Below are 24039 nucleotides of genomic sequence, written 5' to 3'. Positions count from 1 at the left end.
TCCTAGCCACGCCGGGCCCGGGAGCAAGGACGAAATGGCGGTTTCGGTAGCTTATGTCCGACAAATGAGGTCTGCACCTCCGCCTCCCGGAGGCAGCTCAAGGTTTGTTGAGATTCAGGTCAGGCCGAATCGAAAATGGTGGGTTCCGAGAACCGGAGCGGAGCGTACTTAAAGTACGTGAGCACCGGAAGCGCAGGAGACCGCCATTTTCGATTCGGCCTGACCTGAATCTCAACAGACCTTGTCAGATCGCCTTGGCATGCAGCGCGCCGCGATAGGAATCGCGCAGATAGCCGAGCGTGGCGTCGGCATCGGCCGGCTTGCCGAACAGATAGCCCTGCCCGCCGGCGCAGCCGAACTGGACGAGGCGGTCGGCCTGCGCTTCGTCCTCGATGCCTTCGGCGACAACATCCATGCCGAGCCCTTCGCACATGGCGAGGATAGCGCGGATGATGTGCTCCGACGGCCGGTCGTCGAGGATGGAGGAGACGAAGGCGCGGTCGATCTTGAGCTTGTCGAAATGGAACTCGCGCAGGCGGCCGAGCGACGACTGGCCGGTGCCGAAATCGTCGAGCGAGACGCGGATGCCGACGCGGCGCAGGTCCTCGACGATCTTCTCGGCCGAGGCCGGATCGTTCATCAGCCCAGTCTCGGTAATCTCGATCTCCAGCCGGCGCGGATCGAAGCCGGTGCGGTCGAGGATGGCCAGGATATGTAGGCCGGTGTTCTGGTCGACGAGCTGCGAGGGCGACAGGTTGAAGGACAAGAACAGCTCCTTCGGCCAGCTGCGCGCCGCCTCGGCCGCCTTGCGCAGCACCAGCTGCGACAGCGGGCCGATGATGCCGCGTTCCTCGGCGATCGGGATGAAGACGGATGGCGGCACGACGCCGAGGTCGCGGTCGGTCCAGCGCGCCAGCGTCTCGAAGCCGATGGTGCGGCGGCTGCTCAAATCGACGATCGGCTGGAAATGCGGTTCGACCTCGCCGGCCGAGACGGCGCGGCGCAGCGCCTGCTCGATGCGGGTGACGCGCTTGGCCGCCTCTTCCATCTCGCGGGTGTAGACGACGACGCGGCCGCGGCCCGAACGCTTGGCGTGATAGAGCGCGGTCTCGGCCTTGTTGAGAAGGATCTCGGTGGTCTCGTCGCCGGAATAGAACAGCGAGCAGCCGACCGAGGCCGAAAGCCTTGCGGTGCGCTCGCCGACATCATAGGGCGCCGACAATATCTCGATCAGCATGCGCGACGTCTCGGCCGCCTGTTCCTCCGAGAACACCATCGGATAAAGGTAGGCGAACTCGTCTGCGCCGATGCGGCAGACCGTGGAATAGCCGTCCATCGAAGCGCGCAGCCGCATCGCCACCTGTATCAGGATGTCGTCGCCGGCCTTGTGGCCGAACAGGTCGTTGATCGGCTTGAAGCCGTCGAGGTCGAGGATGCCGACGGTAAAGGGCGCGGGATCGTCGGCGCGGTCGCTGATCAGGCGATCGACCTTGTCGAAGAAGCGACGATGGTTGCCGAGCCCGGTCAACGAATCCGTGAAGGCTAGATCCGTATTTTCCTTGCCTGGCTGGCCGGTGCCAAACGTCGTTTGCATCATGCCTCTGTTCCGATGTCGGTATTTATGGCCAGAGTGGCAGCAAAGCGTTTAGGAAAAGTATCGGAAAATCGATTTTTCCATCGTCCAGAAGCTGCTTGGGACGTCGCCGGCTCAGCTTTGGACAAGAAATGGCAGCCCAACCTCCAATATTCATTTATGCATAGTTGCTAATATAAGTATCGAACGGTCTCTTCTGGAATGCAATTGCGCAGCAAACGCCGTTTCGCACCTTCGGGAATTGCTTTAGCCAGCTTGCTTTAGGCGATAGAGCTCGATCGGGCTGCCTTTCTCGCCGATCGGCTCGAGCCAGTCCGGCACGGAGCCGCGCAGCAGTCCGGCAAGGAAACCCTGCGGCGCCTTCCGGGTCAGGATCAGGGTCTCGACATTGCCGGGGCAGATGGCGACGAGGCCGACGCGATGCGCCTCGACGATTGCCCGCGCGTCATCGGCCGAGCCGAGAAAGGCGTCCAGCGCCAGGAGATTGCCGGCGACGTTGCGGTGATAGGGGCCGGCGAAAACGCGATGGCCGCTATAAGCGAGGACTGGCGCTCCGAGATTGGAGATCGTCAGCACGGTGGTATCGGCCATGCCGCCGAGCGGCGCAAAACTGGCCTTCTTCTGGCAAGTCCTGTCCGAGGCGCCGCCGTCCGCGACGGCCTTGCCTTTCTCGAACGCCACCGAGGCGGCCGCGGCGACGCCCGTCCAGACCGGGTTGATCGAGACCAGCCAGACGGCCGCAAGGCGCAGCGCCACGCCGAGCGAGGAGCTGGCTTCGGCCCGCGCCCGCCATTTTGCGATCCAGGCCGACAACGGAACGACGGCAAAGGCGATCGAGAAGGTGGTGCCGCGCACCTGCCAGGCGCCGACCGCGAAGGCGACGACGAGCAGGGCCGCAACGAGGCTGTCCTGCCGCCGCCAGCCGCCGCGGCGCAAGTGCCGTGCCATCAGGACGATCGCGACCAGCGGCGTCGCGTAACGCGCCGCCACGCGCGCCGGATCGCGGACAAGCAGCGCGAACAGCGACTGGGCCTCGTCGATATGGTCGAGCCACAGTTCCTTGAGGCGTGGATCGAGGGAGGCATAAGGCGCGGAGAGGCATTGCGGGAACAGCACCGCCACGACCACGCCGAGCACGACCCCCAGAAGCGCAAGCGACCCCAGCCTGCGCCGCCAGCTGCCGGTGGCAGGCTCGATGAAGGCGATAGCGGCAAGCCCCACGCCGGCAATGGCCGCGACGACGAACTGCGCGACCGAGAAGGCGTCGCACTGCGCCACGCCCCATGCGGAAGGCGGAACGGTGACGGCGAAGACAAGCGCCGCGACACCGGCGAAGCCGAGGCCGAAATCCCGGGCGATCGCCCGTTCGCCGCCTGGATCGGCGACCAACAGCAGCGCCACGCAAACACCTACGGTGGCGACGTAGGGCACGGTTTCCATGCCGACGGCGAGCGTCAGCGCCGCGCAGAGGCCGGACAACAACGCGGCCCAGCGTCGGGAGGGCGCCTCGAGCAGCAAAGCGAGGCTCGCCATGGTGAGCATCAGCTGGGCGTTGTGGTGGTCGAGCGCGCCGGGGTCATAGATGCCGATGAAATAATAGCCGGCGGCGCCGATCAGGATGGCGGGAAGCACCGCGCCGCCACCGCCGAAGCTGCGCGCGGCGCGAGCGGTAAAGAACAAGGTCGACCAGAAGAGCAGCGCCGGCCACATCACCTGCGCCACGTCCTCGCCGAGCGGCCTGCTGCCGGTGAGCGCCGAGGCGGCAAATGCGATGGCGGCGATCGGCGCGTCGACCAGCCGCGACCAGTGCATGACGAAGCCGCCTTCCAGCCCCATCCGGTATTGGTGCAGGTCGAACCAGCCCTGGCCGGCGAGCAGGTCGCGGACCTCGACGAGGCGCAGCAGATTGTCGTTGTCGCCGCCGGAATCGGTCAGTTGGCCAAACCCGGCCCATGCATTGATAGCGAATGCGAGCAGGGCCGCAAGCAGCGCCAGCGCCAGATCGGACTTCCAGGCGGCGGCGCCGGTCTCGGCTGTGCCCATTGCTGTGGCCTTTGAAGGGAGAGGATCGGTTTTAAACCTAGCCTTAACGGCTTCAATAAATAGTAAAACGGCTCGACAGGGCCGGCATGAGCACGGCCGGAGGCTGGATCGGGCGTCCGGAGACAGACATGCCGCATGCAGTCCGCCACGAGCCGGTCATCGCCGTGCTCCTGCCTTGCTACAACGAGGAGCTGACGATCGGCGACGTCGTGCGGCGCTTCCGCGAGACGCTGCCTTCGGCCGCGATCTATGTTTACGACAACAATTCCAAGGACCTCACGGCGCTGAAAGCCCGTGCCGCCGGCGCCACCGTCGTGCGCGAGCCGCGCCAGGGCAAGGGCAATGTGGTGCGGCGCATGTTCGCCGACATCGACGCCGATATCTATGTGATGGCCGACGGCGACGGCACCTATGCGCCGGAGGATGCGCCGCAGCTGATCAACGTCCTGCAGACCGAGCGCTCCGACATGGTGGTGGGCACCAGGCGCGGCGTGGCCGACGATGCCGGCCGCAACGGCCACGCTTTCGGCAACCGTATCTTCAACCGCCTCTACAAGGGTCTGTTCGGGACCGACTTCACCGATATCTTCTCCGGCTACCGGGTCTTTTCGCGCCGCTTCGTCAAAAGCTTTCCGGCCGTTTCCGGCGGCTTCGAGATCGAGACCGAGATGTCGGTGCATGCCTCGCAGCTGAAGCTGCCGGTGAGCGAGATGGCGCTCGATTACGGCCGCCGCCCGGAAGGCTCGTCGTCGAAGCTGTCGACCTTCCGCGACGGCGCCAGGATACTGTGGATGTTCGCCATGCTGGTGAAGGAGACGCAGCCGTTGCGCTTCTTCGGCACGTTCGCGCTGTTCTTCCTGGCGGCCAGCATCGGCCTGATGATCCCGGTGCTGGTCGAGTTCGCGCAGACGGGGCTGGTGCCGCGCATGCCGACCTGGGTGCTGTCGATCGGCATGCTGCTTCTGGCCATGCTGTCGATGATGACCGGGCTGATCCTCGATTCCGTCTCGCGCGGCCGGGCCGAGCAGAAGCGCATTTTCTACCTATCGATTTCCTCCGGCCGCGCCGAGCGTGGGATATCCGGGCAGGCCTCGCCCAAGGGCGAACCGGGCAAGGCTTCGCGGGCGGCATAGTGGACCGCCTCATCCGCTTCATCCTTACCGGCGGCATCGGCTTCGTTGCCGACGCCGCGGCGCTCTGGCTGCTGCTTGCCGCCACGCCGCTCGGCCCGATGGCGGCGCGCCTGCTGTCGATCGGCTTCGCGCTCTGCGTTACCTGGCAGATCAACCGCCATCTGACCTTCGCGCCGTCGAGCCGGGGCATCGCGCAGGAAGGCGTGCGTTATGGCAGCGTCGGCACCGCCACCAGCATCGTCAATTACCTGGTCTATTGCGCCGTCCTGTTCGCCCTGCCGGCGCTGCCGCCGCTGGCGGCACTGGCCTTTGCCTCGATCGTCGCGATGACGCTGTCCTTCCTCGGCTACTCCAGGCTGGTCTTCGACCGCTGAGCCTCTGCACCAAGCGAGCACGATTGGCAGGCGCCGCCGATTTCCTTATATCGGGCGTCTGAGTTCCCCGGAGACCGCAAATGCCGCTGAAGATCGCCGTCCAGATGGACCATGTCTCCACCGTGTCGATCGCCGGAGATACGACCTTCGCGCTGTCGCTGGAGGCGCAGCGGCGCGGCCACAAGCTTTTCCACTACACGCCCGACCGGCTGTCGATGGTGGGCGGCAAGGTGTTCGCGCGCATCGAGGAGATGCAGGTGCGCGACGAAAAGGGCAACCATTACGCGCTGGGCGAGAAGGTGCGCACCGACCTCTCCGAGATGGACGTCGTGCTGCTCAGGCAAGACCCGCCCTTCGACATGAACTACATCACCACCACGCACATATTGGAGCGCATCCATCCGAAGACGCTGGTGGTCAACGACCCAGCCTGGGTGCGCAACAGCCCGGAGAAGATCTTCGTCACTGAATTCCCGGACCTGATGCCGGAAACGCTGATCACCAAGGATCCCCAGGAAGTGGCGGCCTTCCGCAAGGAATTCGGCGACATCATCGTCAAGCCGCTCTACGGCAATGGCGGGGCCGGCATCTTCCATCTGCACGAGGCCGACCGCAATCTCGCCTCGCTGCTCGAAATGTTCGGCCAGCTGTTCCGCGAGCCCTATATCGTGCAGCGCTATCTCAAGGACGTGCGCAAGGGCGACAAGCGCATCATCCTGATCGACGGCGACCCGGTGGGCGCTATCAACCGCGTGCCGGCCGAGCACGATTCCCGCTCCAACATGCATGTCGGCGGCCGCGCCGAAAAGACCGAGCTGACGGAGCGCGAGCGCGAGATCTGCGCCCGCATCGGACCGGCGCTCAGGGAGCGCGGCTTCATCCTGGTCGGCATCGACGTGATCGGCGACTACATGACCGAGATCAACGTGACCTCGCCGACCGGCGTGCGCGAAGTGCAGCGCTTTGGCGGCGCGGATATCGCGAGCTTGTTTTGGGACTGCGTGGAAGGGAAGCGGCTGAAGTCGGCCGCGTAATTGCCGCATGTTGACTCTGCAGCACGGATATCGGCCTCCTACCGTATCCGAGATTGTCGGAGCAATGTTGCGTCATCGCCGCTATCTCCGGAAAGAGTGGTACTCTTCCGCGAAGTCGCAACCTGCCCTTCAGGCAAGTTTGCTGTCGGACGATCCGTTCATATCCTATTCGGGAATGTCCGGTACGCCCCTTGGATTGGCAAGTCACATGCCTCTCCTTCCACGCAGTCACCGTGCCTGGTTTCTCATCTCGCCAACCTGGTCCATCGAAAACAATTCCAGCGTCAAAATGATTCGGACCTATGCCGTTCTGCACAGACTTGGGAACCCCCGTCACTCGCTAATCTTCCTATCCAACACACAAGCCGAGGCTGATCTCTTGAATCAGTCCGGTGAGGCCGCCGTCCTGCATAACAAGACTTCAACAACCTCCGAATACATATTCAGGCCCCTCGAGGACATCCCTGTAGAATTTGATGCAATATACAATGCGCAACTGGCTTCGTGGAAACGCCACGACTTGTCCCTTGGCATCGAGCGTTGTGCATTTGTCTTTTATCGTGATTCAGTGGGGTCATCCACGACGGAGTCGGAAAGGGCGCGGATAAATCGGCACAGGGAGCTCGCGCCGGGTCACGTGTTTATCAATGAGTTTGACAGCACCGGCAAACCTGTTCGATTGGCGCCGGCTCATGTGAACATGCATCTAAATCGTGCAGCCGTGGGAATTTGTCTCTCTGCAATAGAGGGACCAATGTTCGCCAGCACAGAGTATCTTCTCGCGGGGCTACCTGTTGTCACGACCCCGAGCCATGGTGGTCGAGACCTTTATCTCGATGACGAATATTCGCTTACAGTTCCACCCGACCCTCGATCCATCGCGGAGGCTGTCTTAGCGCTGAAGGAGCGACGAATCCCCCGGGCTTATATTCGTTCGCAAACTTTGAAACGAGTTGAGCGAGACCGCTGGCGGTTCATAGACCTTGTAAATGAGGTTTTTCTGGAAAGCGGCTCTTTGCGCCGGCTCGCCATGCCTTGGCCTTTCCGATATCCTGTCATGGAGTGGCTTCCACCCCACATCGCAATCGATCGATCGCTTTCAGGCACGGTCGATGCCTTCATCACCGCCTAGACGGCAACAGCCCGGATTGCCGGAGGGACTACTCGCCTTGTTCAACAGGTCGAGAGCACGCGGCGATAGCGGCTGCTCGGGCGCGCCTCGGCCTTTTAGCCCAGAAGAAGCTTTGGCCGAAATCCACCATCTTCGCGGATAGATGTTCCTGTAATGTTCTTGCGTGTTTCGAAAATCTATGGTTGTCTGCATTGTAGGCGCTCGCGGCTCGATGGTGGATACGGGCGCGTTGAGGCCGGGGGTTTTGGATAAATGGTAGCGCGGGTTCGCACGGTCGCTTTTCAGGGCATCGAGGCTTTGCCGGTCGATGTCCAGGTGATGGTCGGTCCGGGCAAGGTCGGCATGCAGATCGTCGGCCTGCCGGACAAGGCGGTGGCCGAAAGCCGCGAGCGCGTGCAGGCAGCGCTGCATGCGTCGGGCCTGTCGATGCCGTCGAAGAAGGTGACGGTGAACCTCGCGCCGGCCGATCTTCCCAAGGAAGGCAGCCATTACGACCTGCCGATCGCGCTCGGCCTGATGGCGGCGCTCGGCGCCATCCCCGGCGATATGCTGGCCGGCTATGTGGTGCTTGGCGAATTGTCGCTCGACGGCACCATCGCCGGCGTTGCCGGCGCGCTGCCAGCGGCCATCGGCGCCAATGCGGAGAGCAAGGGTCTGATCTGTCCCTTCGCCTGCGGCCCGGAGGCGGCCTGGGCAGGCAAGGATTTCGACATCCTTGCGCCGCGCAGCCTGATTGCCGTCGCCAACCATTTTCGCGGCACGCAGGTGCTGTCGCGGCCCGAGGCCGGCATCCAGCTTGCCGCGCACGACCTGCCGGATCTCGCCGACATCAAGGGCCAGGAGAGCGCCAAGCGGGCGGTCGAAGTGGCTGCCGCCGGCGGCCACAACCTTCTCATGGTCGGGCCGCCCGGCTCGGGCAAGTCGATGCTGGCGCAGCGCCTGCCCTCGATCCTGCCGCCGCTGGCGCCGAAGGAGCTGCTCGAAGTGTCGATGATCGCTTCCGTCGCCGGCGAGCTCGGCGAAGGCAAGCTGACCGACCGGCGGCCGTTCCGCGCCCCGCATCATTCGGCCTCGATGGCGGCGATGGTGGGCGGCGGGCTGCGCGCACGTCCGGGCGAGGTCTCGCTCGCCCATCACGGCGTGCTGTTCCTCGACGAGTTACCGGAATTCACGCCGCAGACATTGGATGCGCTGCGCCAGCCGCTGGAAACCGGCGACTGCATGATCGCGCGCGCCAACCACCGCGTCACCTATCCGGCGCGCATCCAGCTGGTGGCGGCGATGAATCCGTGCCGCTGCGGCATGTCGGGCGAGCCCGGCTATCGCTGCCTGCGCGGCGACCGCTGCCGCACCGAGTACCAGGCGCGCATTTCCGGCCCGCTGCTCGACCGCATCGACCTCAGGATCGAGGTGCCGGCGGTCTCGGCAAGCGACTTGATCCGGCCGGACAAGGCCGAGACGAGCGCTTCGGTGGCGCAGCGCGTGGCGCGTGCGCGCGCCATGCAGCGCGAAAGGCTGGAAAGATTGGGCGCGGGCGCCACCACCAACGCGCACTGCCCGCCGTCGATCATCGAGGAGATCGCCAAGCCCGATAGCGCCGGGCTGACGCTGCTCAAGGACGCCAGCGAAAAGCTCGGCTTTTCGGCGCGGGCCTATCACCGCGTGCTGAAGGTGGCGCGCACGCTGGCCGACCTCGACGCCAGCGAAACCGTCGGCCGTATCCATCTCGCCGAGGCGATCTCCTATAGGATGAGCGCGGAGCGCATGGCGCAGGCGGCGTAGGTATAGCTACTTGCTTTGCCGATAAATGCTCAGCGAGCCAAGAAACTACGATGCTAACGCGTCTTGCTGCCCTCTTTACTTTCGAATCGCTGGAAGAGGCGCAGGAGTGCGCCGCCCTGCTGTTGTACGAATTGAGATCTCCAGACTGATACATCACCACCTACACACTTGCGCCGGTTACTTTAGTGAGCAAGAATATGGCTTGGAATAGCCCCGGTGTTGCCATTTTGGCCAGCAATTCGCGAGATGGTGTTCGATGGGACTGGCAACGATCCGACGGATGCAAGTGAGTCGCAGCCGACAAATGTTTTTAATCTGAACACACTGATCGCCGAGAGTCGTATGGAACGTCGACGACCTCGATCACAGGTGACGTTCTACCTTCCTGGAATAGGAACACAATTCTACGTTCGAGGCGGCATGCTAGACCGAACTAAGCAGGTATTGTTCGGTGTTGGTCTCGATGAAATGGTCATGCGCGCCTATGTAAACCTCGCTTGCAACTACCGAGACGGAGATGACGTTGTCATAATCGGCTTCTCACGCGGTGCCGTTGCAGCGCGACTTTTCGCCAGATTGATTACCGACTTCGGGTTGCTTAAGCAACGATATGTGCGGTTTTTTACCGAATTATTCGATTTGTTTGATAAGGCGTCGAAAGCTACCAGAGATGAATATCTTCATGCCAGCTCCAGCTACCTAGAGGGGATGAAATCCAACTTGTCGACAGGCCCATAAACGTTAAGTTCCTGGGGCTTTTTGACTGCGTCATTGGCCCATTTGACTTTGATTATAAGAATTTTTTGAGCAAGATTGACAACGTCCAATCATCAAAAATTGATAGCTACGTCCACCTAATGAGCCTGCATGAAGTTAGACCATATTTTCCGGTCGCTCGACTAACCCCCACGACCAGTCGCGATCGGGAAATCTGGATGCCCGGCGTTCACTCCGATGTCGGCGGCGGGTACGAACAAGACTTGATTGCCCGCGTCAGCTTAATGACTATGGCTCAATTCTTGCGAGTTTATGCTGGAATCGCCCTCAACCACATCGCGGTGGATGACCTCGGGGACGTGATTAGGGTTCTCGCTAGGTCTGATAAGATTTACGTAAACTTGGAGACCGACCGCCCGGTATCCAAGGAATGCAGAAAGCCGTTACCGCCCCAGCAAGACAAAGTTCACTTCATCCACAAATGGCTTGTCGGGCGACCCGTGCACTGGAAGAACGAAGGTGAAACAATATACGAGAATCGGATCGGCAAATATTCTATCTGCCCGCTTACCAAAAAATTTACAGGGGCGTATTTCTAGTACCTGAGACTATAGGTCAAATCTTCCCCTTCTCGGCCGCGCACGCATCTCGGCCTCTATCGGACGAGCAGACTGAAGGGGTGTATGCGGCTGGGAGACCGCGAGCTCGTCGACTTTCTATACTTTCGAGGACGCCTTCAGCTCCAGCCGCCGCTTATGCAGCACCGGCTCGGTATAGCCGTTCGGCTGCACCGTACCCTTGAACACCAGGTCGCAGGCGGCCTGGAAGGCGATGGAATTGTCGAAATCCGGCGCCATCGGGCGGTAGAGCAGGTCGCCGACATTCTGGCGGTCGACGATGGCCGCCATGCGCTGCAGCGAGTCTCTCACCTGGATTTCCGAGCACACCTTGTGGCGCAGCCAGTTGGCGATGTGCTGCGAGGAGATGCGCAGCGTGGCGCGGTCCTCCATCAGGCCGACATCGTTGATATCGGGCACTTTCGAGCAGCCGACGCCCTGGTCGATCCAGCGCACGACGTAACCCAGGATGCCCTGCGCGTTGTTGTCGAGCTCGCGCTGGATCTCGTCCGGCGTCCAGTTCGGCCGCCTTGCGACCGGCACCGACAGGATATCGTCGAGCTTCGCCTTCGGCCGGCTCCTCAGCGCCGCCTGCACGGCGTGCACGTCGACCTTGTGGTAATGCGTGGCATGCAGGGTCGCGGCCGTGGGCGACGGCACCCAGGCGGTGTTGGCGCCGGCCTTGGGATGGGCGATCTTCTCAACCAGCATCGCCGCCATCAGATCCGGCATCGCCCACATGCCTTTGCCGATCTGGGCGTGGCCGGCGAGCCCGCATTCGAGGCCGGTGTCGACATTCCAGGCCTCATAGGCGGAAATCCAGGCGGCCTGCTTCATGTCGCCCTTGCGGATCATCGGGCCGGCTTCCATCGAGGTGTGGATCTCGTCGCCGGTGCGGTCGAGGAAGCCGGTGTTGATGAACACCACGCGCTCTCTTGCGGCGCGGATCGCTTCCTTGAGGTTGACGGTGGTGCGCCGCTCCTCGTCCATGATGCCCATCTTGATGGTGTTCTTCGCCATGCCGAGCAGCGCCTCGACACGGTCGAAAATCTCGACGGCGAAGGCGACCTCTTCCGGCCCATGCATCTTGGGCTTCACCACATACATAGAGCCGGCGCGGGAATTCATCCGGCGGCCGTTCGGGCCGACATCGTGCAGCGCGATCAGCGCCGTGATCGCCGCATCCATGATGCCTTCCGGCACCTCGTTGCCGTCACGATCCAGGATCGCCGGATTGGTCATCAGGTGGCCGACATTGCGCACCAGCATCAGCGAGCGGCCGGGCAGCGTAAGCGTGCCGCCGCCGCGCGAGGTGTAGGTGCGGTCCGGGTTGAGCTTGCGGACGAAGGTCTTGCCGCCCTTGGCGATCTCTTCCGCGAGGTCGCCCTTCATCAGGCCGAGCCAGTTGCGATAGACGACGACCTTGTCCTGCGCATCCACGGCGGCGACCGAATCCTCGCAATCCTGGATGGTGGTCAACGCGGCTTCGAGGAGGACGTCGGCGATGCCGGCCGGATCGGTCCGGCCGATCTGGTTGGCGCGGTCGATCACGATTTCGATATGCAGCCCGTTCTTGACCAGAAGCACCGCTTCCGGCGTAGCGGCATCACCGCGATAGCCGACGAACTGCCTCGGATCGGCAAGCGTCGTGGCGCCGGCGCCCTCGCCTGCTTTCAGCGCGCCGTTCGCCACCGACAGCCCATTGACGCCCGCCCATTTGCCGGTGGTCAGCGGCACGGACTGGTCGAGGAAATCCTTGGCCCAGGCGATCACCCTGGCGCCGCGCGCCGGATTGAAGCCCTTCCCCTTCTCGGCGCCGCCGGTCTCGGGAACGGCATCGGTGCCGTAGAGCGCGTCATAGAGCGAGCCCCAGCGCGCATTGGCGGCGTTGAGCGCATAGCGCGCATTCATCACCGGCACGACGAGCTGCGGCCCGGCAACGACGGCGATTTCGGGGTCGACATGCTCGGTCGAGACGCTGAAGGCCGGCCCTTCCGGCACCAGATAGCCGATCTCCTTGAGGAAAGTCTTGTAGGCCTCCATGTCGATCGGCGCGCCGTTTTCGCGATACCAGAAGTCGAGCTTCTCCTGCATGGCGTCGCGTTTGGCCAGCAGCGCGCGGTTCTTCGGCGCGAGGTCGTGGACGATGGCCGAAAAGCCGGTCCAGAATTTTTCCGCGTCGATGCCGGTGCCGACTACCGCCTCCTCGGCGACGAAGTCGTGGAGCTCCCGGGCAATCCGCAACCCGGCGATCTCGATGCGGTCGGTCATCTGCACGTCTCCAGATAGGTGGCTTGCCGGGCGTTTGGCATGTTTGGGGTTGCGGGGTCAATTCAGCTTAGGGTGTAGAGGGGCGCGGCCTTTTCCTTCTCCCCTTGTGAGGGCTTTGCACGGGAGAGTGAATTCTGTTTGTTGGGCTAATGAGGCGTTTTTTGAAGGCCATGGGAGGCGGTTTTGGGCGGCTTTGCGGGGCATTTGCCGGGTTAGGCGGCCAATCCGCTTGGCTGCGGACGCACTCCTCCTCATGCTCGTCTTTCAGCAGGTGGAAAGAGGGCGCCGATCATGGTCCTTAGATTGTAGGCGCAGGCCGCCAGCATGCACTGCGTGCGGTTGGTGGCCAGGTTGAAGAAGCGCACGAGCCGCATGCCATAGTGCTCCTTGAATACGGCGAACGGCCGCTCGACCGCCGCGCGCACCTTGGCGATCAGCCGGTTGCGCAGCTTTTGGCGCGGCGGCAGCTCGGGGTGATGCTTGTTGGCCCGCCGCATCAGCCGATCCTTGATGTTGGCCTCGGCTAGCCGATCGTGCCTGGCGTGGGTGTAATAGGCCTGATCGCCATAGGCCGCCTTCTCGTCGCCGCAGATCAGCTGGTCGGCCGGCTCGGTGTCGGTGAGCGAGGCGTCGCTCACCTCGACGCGCCGTATGATGGTGTGCGCCTGGTCAGCGCCGATGTGCATCTTGTAGCCGAAGGTGCTCTTCTTGCCCTTCTTGCCCCAGCGCGCATCCTTGTCGGACGACGGCTTGATCGGACCATGATGGCCCTTCTTGGGCTGCTTGGGCGGGCGGCCGCGTGCCTGCAAGAATGTGGCATCGACCAAGGTACCGCGCTTGACGATCAGGCTCTTGGCCTCCAGTTGGCGATTGATCTCCTCAAAGATCTTGTCGATCAGACGCTCGCGCGTCAGTTCCTCGCGGAAACGCCACAGCGTCGAGTGATCGGGCGTGCGATCCGAAAGGCTGAAGCCGGCAAAGCGGCGGAACGACAGCCGGTCCCGGATTTGCGCTTCAAGCGCGGGATCGCTCAGCCCATGCCACACGCCCAGCAGCAAACAACGCACCAGCGGCTCGGCTGGATAGCTGGTGTTGCCAGAGCCAGGACCGCTGCGATGACCAAGCAAGGTTCGGATCGGCGCCCAGTCCAGTTCCTTCGCTATCAGGTCGAAGATCGTCTCATCCGACGCCGCAAAACCGTCCGCTAGGCTCAATTGGCCAAGCACTCGATCGACCATCGCGAATCCCTCCTCGCCGGATATCCGCATGGAATCACCGATCCGATTCTGTGCAAAGCCCTTCTTGTGGGAGAAGGTGGATCGGCGCGCAAGCGCCGAGACGGATGAGGGGTGTTTCAGCGGAGTGAGACGCTGGCTTTCCCTGGAACACCCCTCATCCGTCGCCTTCGGCGACACCTTCCCCCACAAGGGGGGAAGGGGAGGCTGCGCTCACACCGCTATCCGTGGCCGCCCCGACGCCACGGCCACCACATGCGCCTCGATGAACATGCGCTGGCCCTCGATGGTCGAGACCTTGAACTCCGTGGAAACGTGAATCTCGGCGCTGTCGGTGCCCGCGTCCTTGGCGCGATCGGCGGCGAGCGCCCGCACATCGGCTCGCGCTGCCTCAATCGCCTTGTCCTCCTCGGTGAAGTCGCGCACCGTCTGGCCCGAGGCCAGCCTAAACACGCCTTCCTTGGGCTGGCTGACGCGGGCTTCGGCCGAGACGCGCACCTGGCCGACCACGGCGCCGAGCGCGTTGGCGACATCGGTGTCTTCCGGCACGATGCAGCCATTGCCGACCAGCGGCGGCAGGCCGGCATAATGCAGCGGCGCCGAGGCGCCGAGGCCGATGACCGGGCGGTCGAGCGCGACGGTGAAGCGGGCGATGCCGGGATGCGCGTCGACGGCGCGCTGCACCAGCGCATGCGCGACGGTGGCGGCGCCGTCCAGCCCGTCCTCGGCGAAGGCGGTCTCCAAAATATATTCGGCCGACCAGCGGGTCAGCGTGACGAGCACGCGCTGCGAAATCTCCTCCGGCGTCGCCGCGATCGTCTGGCCGCGGCCGTCGCGGCGGCGGGAGAACAGCTCGGCCCCGAGCCGGGCCGTGGCGGCGTCCCAATTGGCCTGTTTTCCCAGCACATGGGCGGCGTCGGAGGGCGTGAAGCCCGAGATATGCACCAGCCCGCGCGCGACCAGCCGGTTCAGCGTGGCGTTCTGCGCATTGGAAGCGAGCAGCCTGTCGAGCGCCAGCGGGGCGGCGCCGATCGCCTCGTAGAGCTTCGCTTCCGGCCCGGTGAGGCCGGCGGCGAGCCGGTCCGGCACGCCGGTGCGCAGGGCAAAGCGCCCGTCCATGCGGCCGGGATTCGGCGCGCGGAGCTGGCGCTCCAGCTCGGCGGTGACGGCCTCGCCATGCACCAGGCCCGCCAGCGCCAGCGGCACCAGGCGGCGCGGCCCAAGCAGGATTTTTGGATCGAGCGCGCCGTCTTCCAGCGTCACTTCGGAGTCGCCGCCAAGGCCGAATGTGCGCATGGCGACGGCCTCGACCATGGTACGGAAGCCGCCGACGGTGGCGCCTTCCGGATCAAGCCGCGGCCGGCCGCCGTCGAGCACGGCGACATCGGTGGTTGTGCCGCCGATATCCGAGACCATGGCGTCGTCCAGTCCGGTCATGTGGCGGGCGCCGACAAGGCTGGCGGCCGGGCCGGACAGGATCGTCTCGATTGGCCGCTGGCGGGCAAACGCCGCCGAAACCAGCGCGCCGTCGCCGCGCACCACCATCAACGGCGCGGCGATGCCGCGTTGGCCAAGAAAGCCTTCGGTCGCCGCCACCAGCCGGTCGATCATCGAGATCAGGCGCGCATTGAGCAAAGTGGTGAGCGCGCGGCGCGGGCCGCCGAGCTTGGCGGAAAGCTCGTGGCTGGCTGTGACCGGCAGGCCGGTCTTGTCGCGGATGAGGTCGCGGGCCGCCAGCTCATGCGCCGGATTGCGGGTGGCGAAATAGGCGCAGACGGCAAAGCCCGATACCGAGCCGCCCAGTTCCGGCAGCGCCGCCTCGAGCCCGGAAAGGTCCAGTTTTGCCGCATTGCCATGCACGTCATGCCCGCCGGGGCAGAACACCACCGGATCGGTGCCAAGCGCCGTCTTCAGCCCGTCGCGCGCGAGGTCGGCCTCGGAAAAGCCGATCATCACCAGCGCCACGCGCCCGCCCTGGCCCTCGACCAGCGCGTTGGTGGCGAGCGTCGTCGACATCGAAACCAGTTTGATCGAGGCCGGATCAGTCCTGGATTGTTCCAGCACCGCGTCGACCGCGCCGGAAATACCGACGGCGAGATCGTGGCGCGTGGTCAGCGACTTGGCCTTGGCCAGCACCTTGCCCTTCGGGCTGCCTTCCTCCGACCACAGCACCGCATCGGTGTAGGTGCCGCCGGTGTCGATGCCGAGGAAGAGAGGGGGAGGCTTGGCGGTCATTCTGTGAGGCGGTCCAGGGTCAAGGGCTTTGTTGCGAAGCCCTTAGCCGATACCGGCAGGCGGATAAAGGCGGGAGAGGTGGGCCAGGGGGAGGCGCTGGAGTTTATTGGAAACGTCGACGCGAGGCCCCCCTCTCTGGCCTGCCGGCCATCTCCCCCTCAACGGGGGAGATCAGATGTGGCCGGCGCTTTCGCCAAACGTCGCAAAGGGGGCGCCGGCGTCCAAGCTGCCAATCTCCCCCCTTGAGGGGGAGATGCCCGGCAGGGCAGAGAGGGGGGCCTCGCGCCGGCCTGCGCAGCAGTCCTTCAAGCGCTGGCGTTTCCTATTTCGCCGTGACGGTGCCCGTCATCGAGCTGTGGATCGCACAATGGAACGGATGCGCGCCGGCGTCCGATATCTTGACCTTGGCGCGCTTGCCCTTGGCGAGTTGCCCGGTATCGAAGGAACCGTCATCCGCGGTGGCGGTGTGCGTCTTGGAATCGGCGTTGGTGAAGGTCACGGTGTCGCCGACGGCGACACTGATCTTGGCCGGGTGGAATTTCATGTCCTTGATCTCAACCGCGTGGTTTGCGGCGAAGGCAGGCATTGCGACGGCAAGCAAGGCAAGGGCGAGCATGGTGCGCATGGCGGATTCCTCCTGAGAGTCCTCCCCCTAAGCTAAGGCGGGCGCGGCGTTTGTCATGCCACGAAGCCCACTCTTTTATGCGACCCGTCGCAAAACGGCTTGTTGGCCGAGTGCCCGCAGCGGCAGAGGAAAACTTTGGTGGTCCGCGCGATGGTATGCCCCGTGCCGGTGACGATCTCGGCATTGCCTTCGACCTTGAGCGGGCCGTTGACGGTGGGGGTGACCGTCAGCGGGCCGTCCCGCGCCTCCAGCACCTGCGCCTCCTTCAGCGGCGGCTCGCCGGTGGCGGTGAAGCCGGCCTTGATGTGGCTGTTGTCGCAGAACGGCTTGTTCTGCGACAGGCCGCAGCGGCAAAGCGTGGCGCGGAAGAGGGTCTCCTCGCCGAGCACGATCTCGGCATGCACCGCCAGCGGGCCGTTCTCACGCAGCCGCACGGTGTTGACCACCGGCGGCTTCTCCTGCGGCCCGCCATCTTTTCTGGTGTAGGTGATGGCGCCCGAGGGGCAGTTTTCCGCCAGCGCCACGACCTGCTCGACGCTGGCCGCGTCAGGGTGGATCCACTCGCCCGGCGCGTTGGGCACGAAGACATGCGGATTGCCAAGCACGCAATTGCGCGAATGGATGCAGCGCTTGCCGCTGAAGGAAACGTCGATCTTCTCGCCTTCGACCGTGCCTGCCATGTGGGTGGGGTCTCCTGTTGGGTTGAGACGAGGCTAGGGCGGCGGTGAGAGGGGCGTCAAGAATGAACTCCCCTTCTCCCCTTGTGGGGTGAGAAGCGGTCCGCGTTAGCGGACGAAAAGCCAATTGCTTGGCTTTTCGAGCTTCGAACGCCCTGAGCCTGCGAAGGGCCGGGTGGTGGCTCGGCGCGCAGCGCCGAGACGGATGAGGGGTGCTCCAGCTTGGCAGGAACGCCGATGCACCGCTACCGCCAGGGTTGCAGACTCTCATCCCTCACATAGGCAATGATGGTGTCGCAGACAGCATCCAAATCCTTCAGCACATCGTCGTTCCAGAACCGCAGCACGCGAAAGCCCCTGACTTTCAGCTCGGCATCGCGTTCCTGGTCATGGCGCGATTCCGCATGCTGGCTGCCGTCAATCTCAACGACAAGCTTGGCCTCGGCGCAAAGGAAATCCGCCACGAACCTACCAATCGGCACTTGCCGCCTGAACTTGATGTTGTCGAGACGACGACCGCGCAATTCCTGCCATAGACGGTCCTCCGCGTCGGTCGACTCACGGCGCATCGACCGAGCGAAATTCCTTTTGGCCGGGGTTACGGGTTGGTGGGGCATGGCGGAAGACTGGCCGATGTAGGTGATGGCTCAAATATCCGGCGTGCCACTCAGCTGGAGCACCCCTCATCCGTCTCGGCGCTGCGCGCCGATCCACCTTCTCCCACAAGGGGAGAAGGAGAAGAGCTACTCCTCCAGGTCGATCTCCTCGGTCTGGCCGCCGCTGCAGGTGTAGCAGCAGTCCTCGCAGGTTTCCTTGTTGTTGGGGCCGACGCCCCAATAGGTTTCTTCATCGCCGTCGACCCAGGCGCCGTAGCAGATCTTCTCGCCCTCGTTGCACGAGATCGGCAATTGCTTGGTCTCGCCGTCGTCGAGATAGAAATCCTTGCCATCGCCCGGCCAGACATAGTCGCGGTCCTGGCTATAGAGCTCGACACGCATGGCGTTCGGATGATTGTTCTTGATCTGGAAGGTGACGTCGCCGGCGTGAGCGGCGGGCGCGATGAGGACGGCAAGCGAAAGCGCGGCGGCAACGCGGCGCGCGAAGGTGGAAGACATGAGAACCCCCGAGGTCGAATCGGCCCCCACGGCCGATGGTTGGATGATGACATGGCGGGCGCATATGCCAAGGGGCGGCGGCGAAAAATGGCTGACGGAATTTGGGGGACTTCCCCTTCTCCCCTTGTGGGAGAAGGTGGCTCGGCGCGCAGCGCCGAGACGGATGAGGGGTGTTCCAGCTTGGCGAAGACGCCCGGTGGCATCACCGCCAGGGCTGCAAACTCTTATCTTTCACATACGCAATAATGGTATCGCAGACCGCATCCAGCTCTTTCAGCACATCATCGTTCCAGAACCGCAGCACGCGAAAGCCTCTCGCCTTCAATGCGGCGTCGCGCTCCAGATCACGGAGCGACTCCGCATGCTGGCTGCCGTCGATTTCGACGATGAGTTTTGCCTCGGCGCAGAGGAAATCCGCGACGAACCTGCCTATCGGCACCTGCCGCTTGAACTTGATATTGTCCAGTCGCCGGCCGCGCAATTCGTGCCATAGACGGTCCTCCGCGTCGGTCGACTCACGGCGCATCGACCGGGCGAAATTGCGTTTGGCCGGGGTTACGGGTTGGTGCGGCATGGCGGAAGATTAGCCAATGTTGGTGCCCGCTCAAATATCCGGCGCCTCACTCCGCTGGAGCACCCCTCATCCGTCTCGCCGCTGCGCGCCGAGCCACCTTCTCCCACAGGGGGAGAAGGGGAAGCGCCCCGCTACTCGGCCAGATCCACCGTCTCGGTGGAATGCTCGGTGCAGATGAAGCAGCAGGTGTCGCAGGGCTGGTCGTTGTCGGGGCCGACGCCGGCGGTGACGGAATCGTCGCCGTTCACCCAGGCGCCCCAGCAGATATGCTCGCCCGGCTCGCAGGAGATCGGCACGGACTTTCGCGCCTTCGGGCGGATGAGGAACACCTTGTCGTCGCCCGGCCAGACTTTTTGGCTGTCGCGGCTGAACAGCTCGACCGCGACGCCGTCCGAACGCTGGTTGCGCACGAAGACCGACATGTCGGCGGCTAAAGCCGGCGAGGTGAGCAGAAGGAAGGCGAGCAGAGCGCGAATCATGGCGAGGTCCCCCGAGGGAGTAGAGCACGGGTTGAGACGGGGCGCGACCTCCCCTTCCCCCCTTGTGGGGGAAGGTGGCTCGGCGCGTAGCGCCGAGACGGATGAGGGGTGCTCCAGCTTGGCGAGGCCGTTCGTTGCAAGCGGCGCATTGTACCCAATCGCCGATGCCTCATTCCTTCCAACACCCCTCATCCGGCCGCTTCGCGGCCACCTTCTCCCACAGGGGGAGAAGGGAAAGTCAGCGCCTCACCACATGCGGCGCGAATGTCTTCACCGCATCCACAATCTCCTCTCCCCGCACGTCGAGCGAGGAGATTTCCATATGCACAATGGTTTTGCCGAAGGGCATCAGGCCGAAGGCGTTGGCGGAGGAATAGCGGATTGCGTCGGGCGGCTCCTCGGTGAGCTCGAAATTGAGCATCGCCGCGCCCTTGCCGCCGGCGGCGAGCCGCACGCTCCGCACCTTGCTCCATGGCACCAACACGTCACCGGCGCGGGCATCTCGGAAACCCTGGCTGTCCAGCACCACCTTGACCGAGGTGTCGAAGGCGCCGCGAGCGATGAAGGCGCCGAGCGCGAGGCAAGCGGCGCTGAGCAGCGCGATCCACAGCACATGCCCGCTGTTCGCGCCCGAAGCCACGCCCTGCAGCGCGCCGAAGCCGAAAATGCCGCCAAGCAGGATCGGTCCAACGGCGGGCAAGATCTTTCCCGACGGGCTGTTGCGGATTTCGAGCGGCGCGGCCATTGCCTTGGCGCTCAACGCTCCGGCTTCAGCAAAGTCCAGATCCAGCCGATGAAGGTCAGCACCAGGAACGGATAACCGAGCGCCGGCAGCGGCGCCGAGGTGGGCAGAAGCGGCGCGCCCCACAGGATCATCAGGATCGAGACGGCGAACAGCACGGCGGCGACGGAGGCCGTAAGCCGCATCCACAGCGCGAAAGTGGCCTGCGCGCTGACCATCACCAGCCCCGCCGCCCACAGCGCAATGCCGCCGGCATAGGAAGGCACGGAGGCCTGCAGCCCCGCCGCATTGCCGGCCAGAAGCAGGCTTTCGCCGGCCAGGAAGGTGAGGAAACCCGCCGCGACGAGATCATGGCCGAGCCGCTGGTATTTCATCGTCAGCAGCGCCGCGGCGACGACGATGCCCACGCCGTCGATGGTCCAGACCGTCTCGCGCAGCGCGTCGCTGGCAACGAAAGTGCCCGCCAAGCCAAAAGCGCCGCCGATGGCGAGGCCGATTGCGGCGACGAGATCGAGAGTGGAGCGCATGTGATGTCTCCCCAAGCCGGGGAGAGGATACAACAGCGCCAAACGTTCTCAAAGATTGGTCGGGGCGGAGCGGGCCGAGAGTCGACCCTTTGAAGCTAACGGATGAGGATGCCGACGACCGACGCGTTCCAAGTCATGGTTGTCCGCTTGACTCTTGAGCAGATGATTACATTCTGGAATGAAATGCATTTCATCTACATCGACGATTCGACTGACCGCCCCGCGAATGTATTTTCGGCGCTGGCAATCCCGCACCGCCAGTGGAACACGGCGTTCGAATACATCAAGAAGTGGCGTATACATCTCAGAGATACGCATGGCGTCCCGCTTGGATTTGAGATTCATTCGACGGCATTTCTATCTGGTAGAGGAAGCGACGGAGCGCTTGCGCACCTGAGCAGACACACTCGTGCGCAGATATTTCATAAGCATTTCGAAGTGGTCGAATTCATGCATCGATGGGGTGTTCGGGTCTTTAACGTCTGTAATAATGACGACGATCAATATCGGGCGTTCGAGCGCCTGTTGAATCGCATTAACCGCACGATGGTAGCCTGGGATTCCTTCGCGCATCTAATTTGCGACGAAGGGAAGGAGCGGCAATACATCGCCATGGTCAGGCGTATGCGTGTCCACAATCCCATACCAAGTAATCAGGGCGGCTGGCCTGATGGTGGCGTTACCAAGAACATCCCGATTGAGCGGATAATAGAAGATCCGCAGTTTAAGAGCTCACAAAAGAGCTACTTTATTCAGGTTGCTGACGTTCTGGCGTTTGGCCTTCTAAGGCATGAATTGCCAACCGCAAAAGCACGGCAGCGTAGGATCCATAGATCGTTTGAAAAACTGGATCTGACTCTCACCAGAGAGTGCAACAGGCAGGATCCGCTCGGTATCATAAGATAGCGAAGGGCGGCGCCGATCTCTCGGCACCGCCCTTAAGCAAGACTTACCCCGGCTTCTACCACCGGCTCAGTCGAGCTCATACAAGATAGGCTCTTATTCTTAAAAGGTCAACATGTTCAATGGCTTATCTGATTATTTTATGATAAGTCATTGAAAATGAGTCGCTTTTCCTTGTGGCAAATCCATTGCCCAAGTGCCTCGTCCAAGTCCTGCGATCGGCTCCGGCTCACTTTTTGATTTTTTGCCGCGATAATCGGATCTTCCGGCTGGCGAATAATCTCCACCGCGCAGCTCCAGCGTTGCGCTGGCGGGGGACCGCTGCCTTCCGGCAGCTCCCCCGCTTTCGAAGCCTGCCATCGATTCACTGGATCGATGGCTTGGCGCACTGCGCGCGCCAACCGGCTTCTCAATCCCCCATCTTCAGCGCCTGGATAAACGCCTCCTGCGGGATATCCACCTTGCCGAACTGGCGCATCCGCTTCTTGCCCTCTTTCTGCTTGTCGAGCAGCTTGCGCTTGCGGGTCACGTCGCCGCCATAGCATTTGGCGGTGACGTCCTTTCGCAGCGCCGAGATGGTCTCGCGGGCGATGACCTTGCCGCCGATGGCCGCCTGGATCGGGATCTTGAACAGATGGTGCGGGATCAGCTCCTTCAGCTTCTCGCACATAGCGCGGCCGCGCTTTTCCGCCGCCGTGCGGTGCACCAGCATCGACAGCGCGTCGACCGGCTCCTCGTTGACCAGGATCGACATCTTCACCAGGTCGCCCTCGCGATAGTCGGTCAGGTGATAGTCGAAGGAGGCGTAGCCCTTGGAGATCGACTTCAGCCGGTCGTAGAAATCGAAGACCACCTCGTTGAGCGGCAGGTCGTAGGTGAGCATGGCGCGTTTGCCAACATAGGAGAGATCGGCCTGGATGCCGCGCCTGTCCTGGCAAAGCTTCAGGATGCCGCCGAGATAATCGTCGGGGGTCAGGATGGTGGCGCGGATCCACGGCTCCTCGATCGAGGCGATCTTGACCACGTCGGGCATGTCGGCCGGGTTGTGCAGTTCCTTCACCGAGCCGTCATTGAGGTTCAGGCGGTAGACGACGGAGGGCGCCGTGGCGATGAGATCAAGGTTGAACTCGCGCTCCAGCCGCTCCTGGATGATCTCCAGATGCAGCAGGCCGAGGAAGCCGCAACGATAGCCGAAGCCGAGCGCGGCGCTGGTTTCCATTTCATAGGAGAAGCTCGCGTCGTTGAGGCGCAATTTGCCGACGGCGGCGCGCAGATCCTCGAAATCGGCGGCGTCGACCGGGAACAGGCCGCAGAACACCACCGGCTGCGCCGGCTTGAAGCCGGGGAGCGCCTTTTGCGTCGGGCGGCGGTCCTCGGTGATGGTGTCGCCGACGCGGGTGTCGGCCACTTCCTTGATCGAGCCGGTGAAGAAGCCGAACTCGCCGGGGCCGAGCTCGTCGACATTGACGCGGGCCGGCTTGAACACGCCCGTCCTCTCGACGAGGTATTTCGCGCCGGTTCCTATCATGCGGATGGTCTGGCCCTTCTTCATGACGCCGTCGATGACGCGCACCAGAACGATGACACCGAGATAGGCGTCATACCAACTGTCGACCAGCATGGCCTTGAGCGGTGCCGCGATGTCGCCCTCGCGCGGCGGCGGCAGCTGGTGGACGATCGCTTCCAACACGTCGGGCACGCCAAGCCCGGTCTTGGCCGAGATCAGCACCGCGTTCGAGGCATCGAGGCCGATCACCTCCTCCACCTGCTCGCGGATGCGCTCGGGCTCGGCCGCCGGCAGGTCGACCTTGTTCAGCACCACGACGATCTCGTGATTGTTGTCGATGGCCTGGTAGACATTGGCCAGCGTCTGCGCCTCGACGCCCTGGGAAGCGTCGACCACCAGCAGCGAGCCTTCGCAGGCGGCCAAGGAGCGCGACACCTCATAGGCGAAGTCGACATGTCCGGGCGTGTCGATGAGGTTCAGCACATAATCCTCGCCGTTCTTGGCGCGGTAGTTCAGCCTCACGGTCTGAGCCTTGATGGTGATGCCGCGCTCTCGCTCGATATCCATCGAGTCCAGCACCTGCTCCTTCATGTCGCGCTCCTCCAGCGTGCCGGTGAGCTGGATCAGCCGGTCGGCAAGCGTGGATTTGCCATGGTCGATATGGGCGACGATGGAGAAATTGCGGATGTGGTCGAGCGGGGTGGTCATGCGGCGCGCTTTAGC

General features: G+C 63.4%; 23 protein-coding genes. 8 read left to right on the top strand and 15 right to left on the bottom strand.

Going from position 1 to position 24039, the window contains the following annotated elements:
• Positions 1–244 precede the first annotated feature (244 nt).
• Together LB529_RS20635 and LB529_RS20630 are read right to left on the bottom strand one after the other, a co-directional pair.
• Complete coding sequence (locus tag LB529_RS20635; RefSeq protein ID WP_140635945.1) at positions 245–1594, bottom strand: putative bifunctional diguanylate cyclase/phosphodiesterase; 1350 nt, start codon at positions 1592–1594, stop codon at positions 245–247.
• Positions 1595–1840: 246 nt separating this feature from the next.
• Complete coding sequence (locus LB529_RS20630) at positions 1841–3637, bottom strand: GtrA family protein (protein ID WP_224712164.1); 1797 nt, start codon at positions 3635–3637, stop codon at positions 1841–1843.
• Between the two features lie 128 nt (positions 3638–3765).
• On the opposite strand from LB529_RS20630, the gene LB529_RS20625 reads away from it, so the two are divergent.
• From LB529_RS20625 to LB529_RS29035, 7 genes are all read left to right on the top strand, one after another.
• Positions 3766–4770 carry a glycosyltransferase gene (locus tag LB529_RS20625; protein WP_224532190.1) on the top strand — a complete coding sequence of 335 codons (1005 nt, stop codon included), beginning with the start codon at positions 3766–3768 and terminating at the stop codon, positions 4768–4770.
• Entirely contained in the window at positions 4770–5144 is a 375-nt protein-coding gene (locus tag LB529_RS20620) for a GtrA family protein (RefSeq protein ID WP_224712163.1), read from the top strand. Before LB529_RS20625 ends, LB529_RS20620 begins: the two co-directional genes overlap by 1 nt.
• 80 nt (positions 5145–5224) lie before the next feature.
• Positions 5225–6178: a glutathione synthase gene (gshB, locus tag LB529_RS20615; RefSeq protein ID WP_224606610.1), complete on the top strand. Its 954-nt coding sequence runs from the start codon at positions 5225–5227 to the stop codon at positions 6176–6178.
• A 64-nt stretch (positions 6179–6242) separates the two neighbouring features.
• Positions 6243–7310, top strand: coding sequence for a glycosyltransferase (locus LB529_RS20610; RefSeq protein WP_224712162.1), 1068 nt, complete (start codon positions 6243–6245; stop codon positions 7308–7310).
• A 252-nt stretch (positions 7311–7562) separates the two neighbouring features.
• A complete protein-coding gene (locus LB529_RS20605; RefSeq protein ID WP_095769438.1) occupies positions 7563–9092 on the top strand; it encodes a YifB family Mg chelatase-like AAA ATPase in 1530 nt (509 codons plus the stop codon).
• A gap of 216 nt (positions 9093–9308) precedes the next feature.
• Positions 9309–9830 carry a DUF2235 domain-containing protein gene (locus tag LB529_RS29040; protein WP_318012574.1) on the top strand — a complete coding sequence of 174 codons (522 nt, stop codon included), beginning with the start codon at positions 9309–9311 and terminating at the stop codon, positions 9828–9830.
• A complete protein-coding gene (locus LB529_RS29035; RefSeq protein WP_318012576.1) occupies positions 9767–10408 on the top strand; it encodes a DUF2235 domain-containing protein in 642 nt (213 codons plus the stop codon). The genes LB529_RS29040 and LB529_RS29035 overlap by 64 nt, the downstream gene beginning before the upstream one ends.
• A 117-nt stretch (positions 10409–10525) precedes the next feature.
• On the opposite strand, the gene LB529_RS20595 is transcribed toward LB529_RS29035, so the two are convergent.
• From LB529_RS20595 to LB529_RS20545, 11 genes are all read right to left on the bottom strand, one after another.
• Complete coding sequence (locus tag LB529_RS20595) at positions 10526–12697, bottom strand: malate synthase G (RefSeq protein WP_224712161.1); 2172 nt, start codon at positions 12695–12697, stop codon at positions 10526–10528.
• 251 nt (positions 12698–12948) lie between these two features.
• Positions 12949–13935: an IS5 family transposase gene (locus LB529_RS20590; RefSeq protein WP_224712160.1), complete on the bottom strand. Its 987-nt coding sequence runs from the start codon at positions 13933–13935 to the stop codon at positions 12949–12951.
• A 210-nt stretch (positions 13936–14145) separates the two neighbouring features.
• The gene (locus tag LB529_RS20585) at positions 14146–16167 is read right to left on the bottom strand and encodes a hydantoinase/oxoprolinase family protein (RefSeq protein WP_224712159.1); all 2022 of its coding nucleotides are present in this window, start codon (positions 16165–16167) and stop codon (positions 14146–14148) included.
• Between the two features lie 322 nt (positions 16168–16489).
• The gene (locus LB529_RS20580; RefSeq protein ID WP_224712158.1) at positions 16490–16792 is read right to left on the bottom strand and encodes a cupredoxin family copper-binding protein; all 303 of its coding nucleotides are present in this window, start codon (positions 16790–16792) and stop codon (positions 16490–16492) included.
• Between the two features lie 53 nt (positions 16793–16845).
• The gene (locus LB529_RS20575) at positions 16846–17472 is read right to left on the bottom strand and encodes a CDGSH iron-sulfur domain-containing protein (protein ID WP_224712157.1); all 627 of its coding nucleotides are present in this window, start codon (positions 17470–17472) and stop codon (positions 16846–16848) included.
• A 242-nt stretch (positions 17473–17714) separates the two neighbouring features.
• A complete protein-coding gene (locus LB529_RS20570) occupies positions 17715–18086 on the bottom strand; it encodes an endonuclease domain-containing protein (protein WP_224712156.1) in 372 nt (123 codons plus the stop codon).
• Positions 18087–18212: 126 nt separating this feature from the next.
• Positions 18213–18584, bottom strand: coding sequence for a hypothetical protein (locus tag LB529_RS20565; RefSeq protein ID WP_224712155.1), 372 nt, complete (start codon positions 18582–18584; stop codon positions 18213–18215).
• A gap of 202 nt (positions 18585–18786) precedes the next feature.
• Positions 18787–19158: an endonuclease domain-containing protein gene (locus LB529_RS20560; protein ID WP_224712154.1), complete on the bottom strand. Its 372-nt coding sequence runs from the start codon at positions 19156–19158 to the stop codon at positions 18787–18789.
• A gap of 131 nt (positions 19159–19289) precedes the next feature.
• Positions 19290–19637, bottom strand: coding sequence for a hypothetical protein (locus LB529_RS20555; RefSeq protein WP_140845287.1), 348 nt, complete (start codon positions 19635–19637; stop codon positions 19290–19292).
• 238 nt (positions 19638–19875) lie between these two features.
• A complete protein-coding gene (locus LB529_RS20550) occupies positions 19876–20397 on the bottom strand; it encodes a hypothetical protein (protein WP_224709648.1) in 522 nt (173 codons plus the stop codon).
• Complete coding sequence (locus LB529_RS20545; protein WP_224709650.1) at positions 20394–20906, bottom strand: hypothetical protein; 513 nt, start codon at positions 20904–20906, stop codon at positions 20394–20396. The genes LB529_RS20550 and LB529_RS20545 overlap by 4 nt, the downstream gene beginning before the upstream one ends.
• A gap of 108 nt (positions 20907–21014) precedes the next feature.
• Here LB529_RS20545 and LB529_RS20540 point away from each other — a divergent pair, with 108 nt between their 5' ends.
• Entirely contained in the window at positions 21015–21812 is a 798-nt protein-coding gene (locus LB529_RS20540) for a DUF3800 domain-containing protein (protein ID WP_224517094.1), read from the top strand.
• Between the two features lie 137 nt (positions 21813–21949).
• Here the strand turns inward: LB529_RS20540 and LB529_RS20535 are convergent, their stop codons facing one another.
• Both LB529_RS20535 and lepA read right to left on the bottom strand, forming a co-directional pair.
• Positions 21950–22210 carry a hypothetical protein gene (locus LB529_RS20535; RefSeq protein WP_224712153.1) on the bottom strand — a complete coding sequence of 87 codons (261 nt, stop codon included), beginning with the start codon at positions 22208–22210 and terminating at the stop codon, positions 21950–21952.
• Positions 22211–22218: 8 nt separating this feature from the next.
• Positions 22219–24024, bottom strand: a complete 1806-nt coding sequence (gene lepA, locus LB529_RS20530) for a translation elongation factor 4 (RefSeq protein WP_224712152.1) — start codon at positions 24022–24024, stop codon at positions 22219–22221.
• Positions 24025–24039: the final 15 nt, after the last annotated feature.

Origin of the sequence: Mesorhizobium sp. CA5, from assembly GCF_020165105.1 — a bacterium.
Classification (GTDB): Bacteria; Pseudomonadota; Alphaproteobacteria; order Rhizobiales; family Rhizobiaceae; genus Mesorhizobium.
Note: the sequence above shows the minus strand (reverse complement) of the source record. Positions and strands in the feature narration are given on the sequence as shown.

Coding starts and splice junctions, on each gene's coding strand:
- LB529_RS20635 (WP_140635945.1), bottom strand. CDS start 1,594: ATGCAAACGACGTTTGGCACCGGCCAGCCAGGCAAGGAAAATACGGAT.
- LB529_RS20630 (WP_224712164.1), bottom strand. CDS start 3,637: ATGGGCACAGCCGAGACCGGCGCCGCCGCCTGGAAGTCCGATCTGGCG.
- LB529_RS20625 (WP_224532190.1), top strand. CDS start 3,766: ATGCCGCATGCAGTCCGCCACGAGCCGGTCATCGCCGTGCTCCTGCCT.
- gshB (WP_224606610.1), top strand. CDS start 5,225: ATGCCGCTGAAGATCGCCGTCCAGATGGACCATGTCTCCACCGTGTCG.
- LB529_RS20610 (WP_224712162.1), top strand. CDS start 6,243: ATGTTGCGTCATCGCCGCTATCTCCGGAAAGAGTGGTACTCTTCCGCG.
- LB529_RS20605 (WP_095769438.1), top strand. CDS start 7,563: ATGGTAGCGCGGGTTCGCACGGTCGCTTTTCAGGGCATCGAGGCTTTG.
- LB529_RS20595 (WP_224712161.1), bottom strand. CDS start 12,697: ATGACCGACCGCATCGAGATCGCCGGGTTGCGGATTGCCCGGGAGCTC.
- LB529_RS20590 (WP_224712160.1), bottom strand. CDS start 13,935: ATGGTCGATCGAGTGCTTGGCCAATTGAGCCTAGCGGACGGTTTTGCG.
- LB529_RS20585 (WP_224712159.1), bottom strand. CDS start 16,167: ATGACCGCCAAGCCTCCCCCTCTCTTCCTCGGCATCGACACCGGCGGC.
- LB529_RS20580 (WP_224712158.1), bottom strand. CDS start 16,792: ATGCGCACCATGCTCGCCCTTGCCTTGCTTGCCGTCGCAATGCCTGCC.
- LB529_RS20575 (WP_224712157.1), bottom strand. CDS start 17,472: ATGGCAGGCACGGTCGAAGGCGAGAAGATCGACGTTTCCTTCAGCGGC.
- LB529_RS20570 (WP_224712156.1), bottom strand. CDS start 18,086: ATGCCCCACCAACCCGTAACCCCGGCCAAAAGGAATTTCGCTCGGTCG.
- LB529_RS20565 (WP_224712155.1), bottom strand. CDS start 18,584: ATGTCTTCCACCTTCGCGCGCCGCGTTGCCGCCGCGCTTTCGCTTGCC.
- LB529_RS20560 (WP_224712154.1), bottom strand. CDS start 19,158: ATGCCGCACCAACCCGTAACCCCGGCCAAACGCAATTTCGCCCGGTCG.
- LB529_RS20555 (WP_140845287.1), bottom strand. CDS start 19,637: ATGATTCGCGCTCTGCTCGCCTTCCTTCTGCTCACCTCGCCGGCTTTA.
- LB529_RS20545 (WP_224709650.1), bottom strand. CDS start 20,906: ATGCGCTCCACTCTCGATCTCGTCGCCGCAATCGGCCTCGCCATCGGC.
- LB529_RS20540 (WP_224517094.1), top strand. CDS start 21,015: ATGCCGACGACCGACGCGTTCCAAGTCATGGTTGTCCGCTTGACTCTT.
- lepA (WP_224712152.1), bottom strand. CDS start 24,024: ATGACCACCCCGCTCGACCACATCCGCAATTTCTCCATCGTCGCCCAT.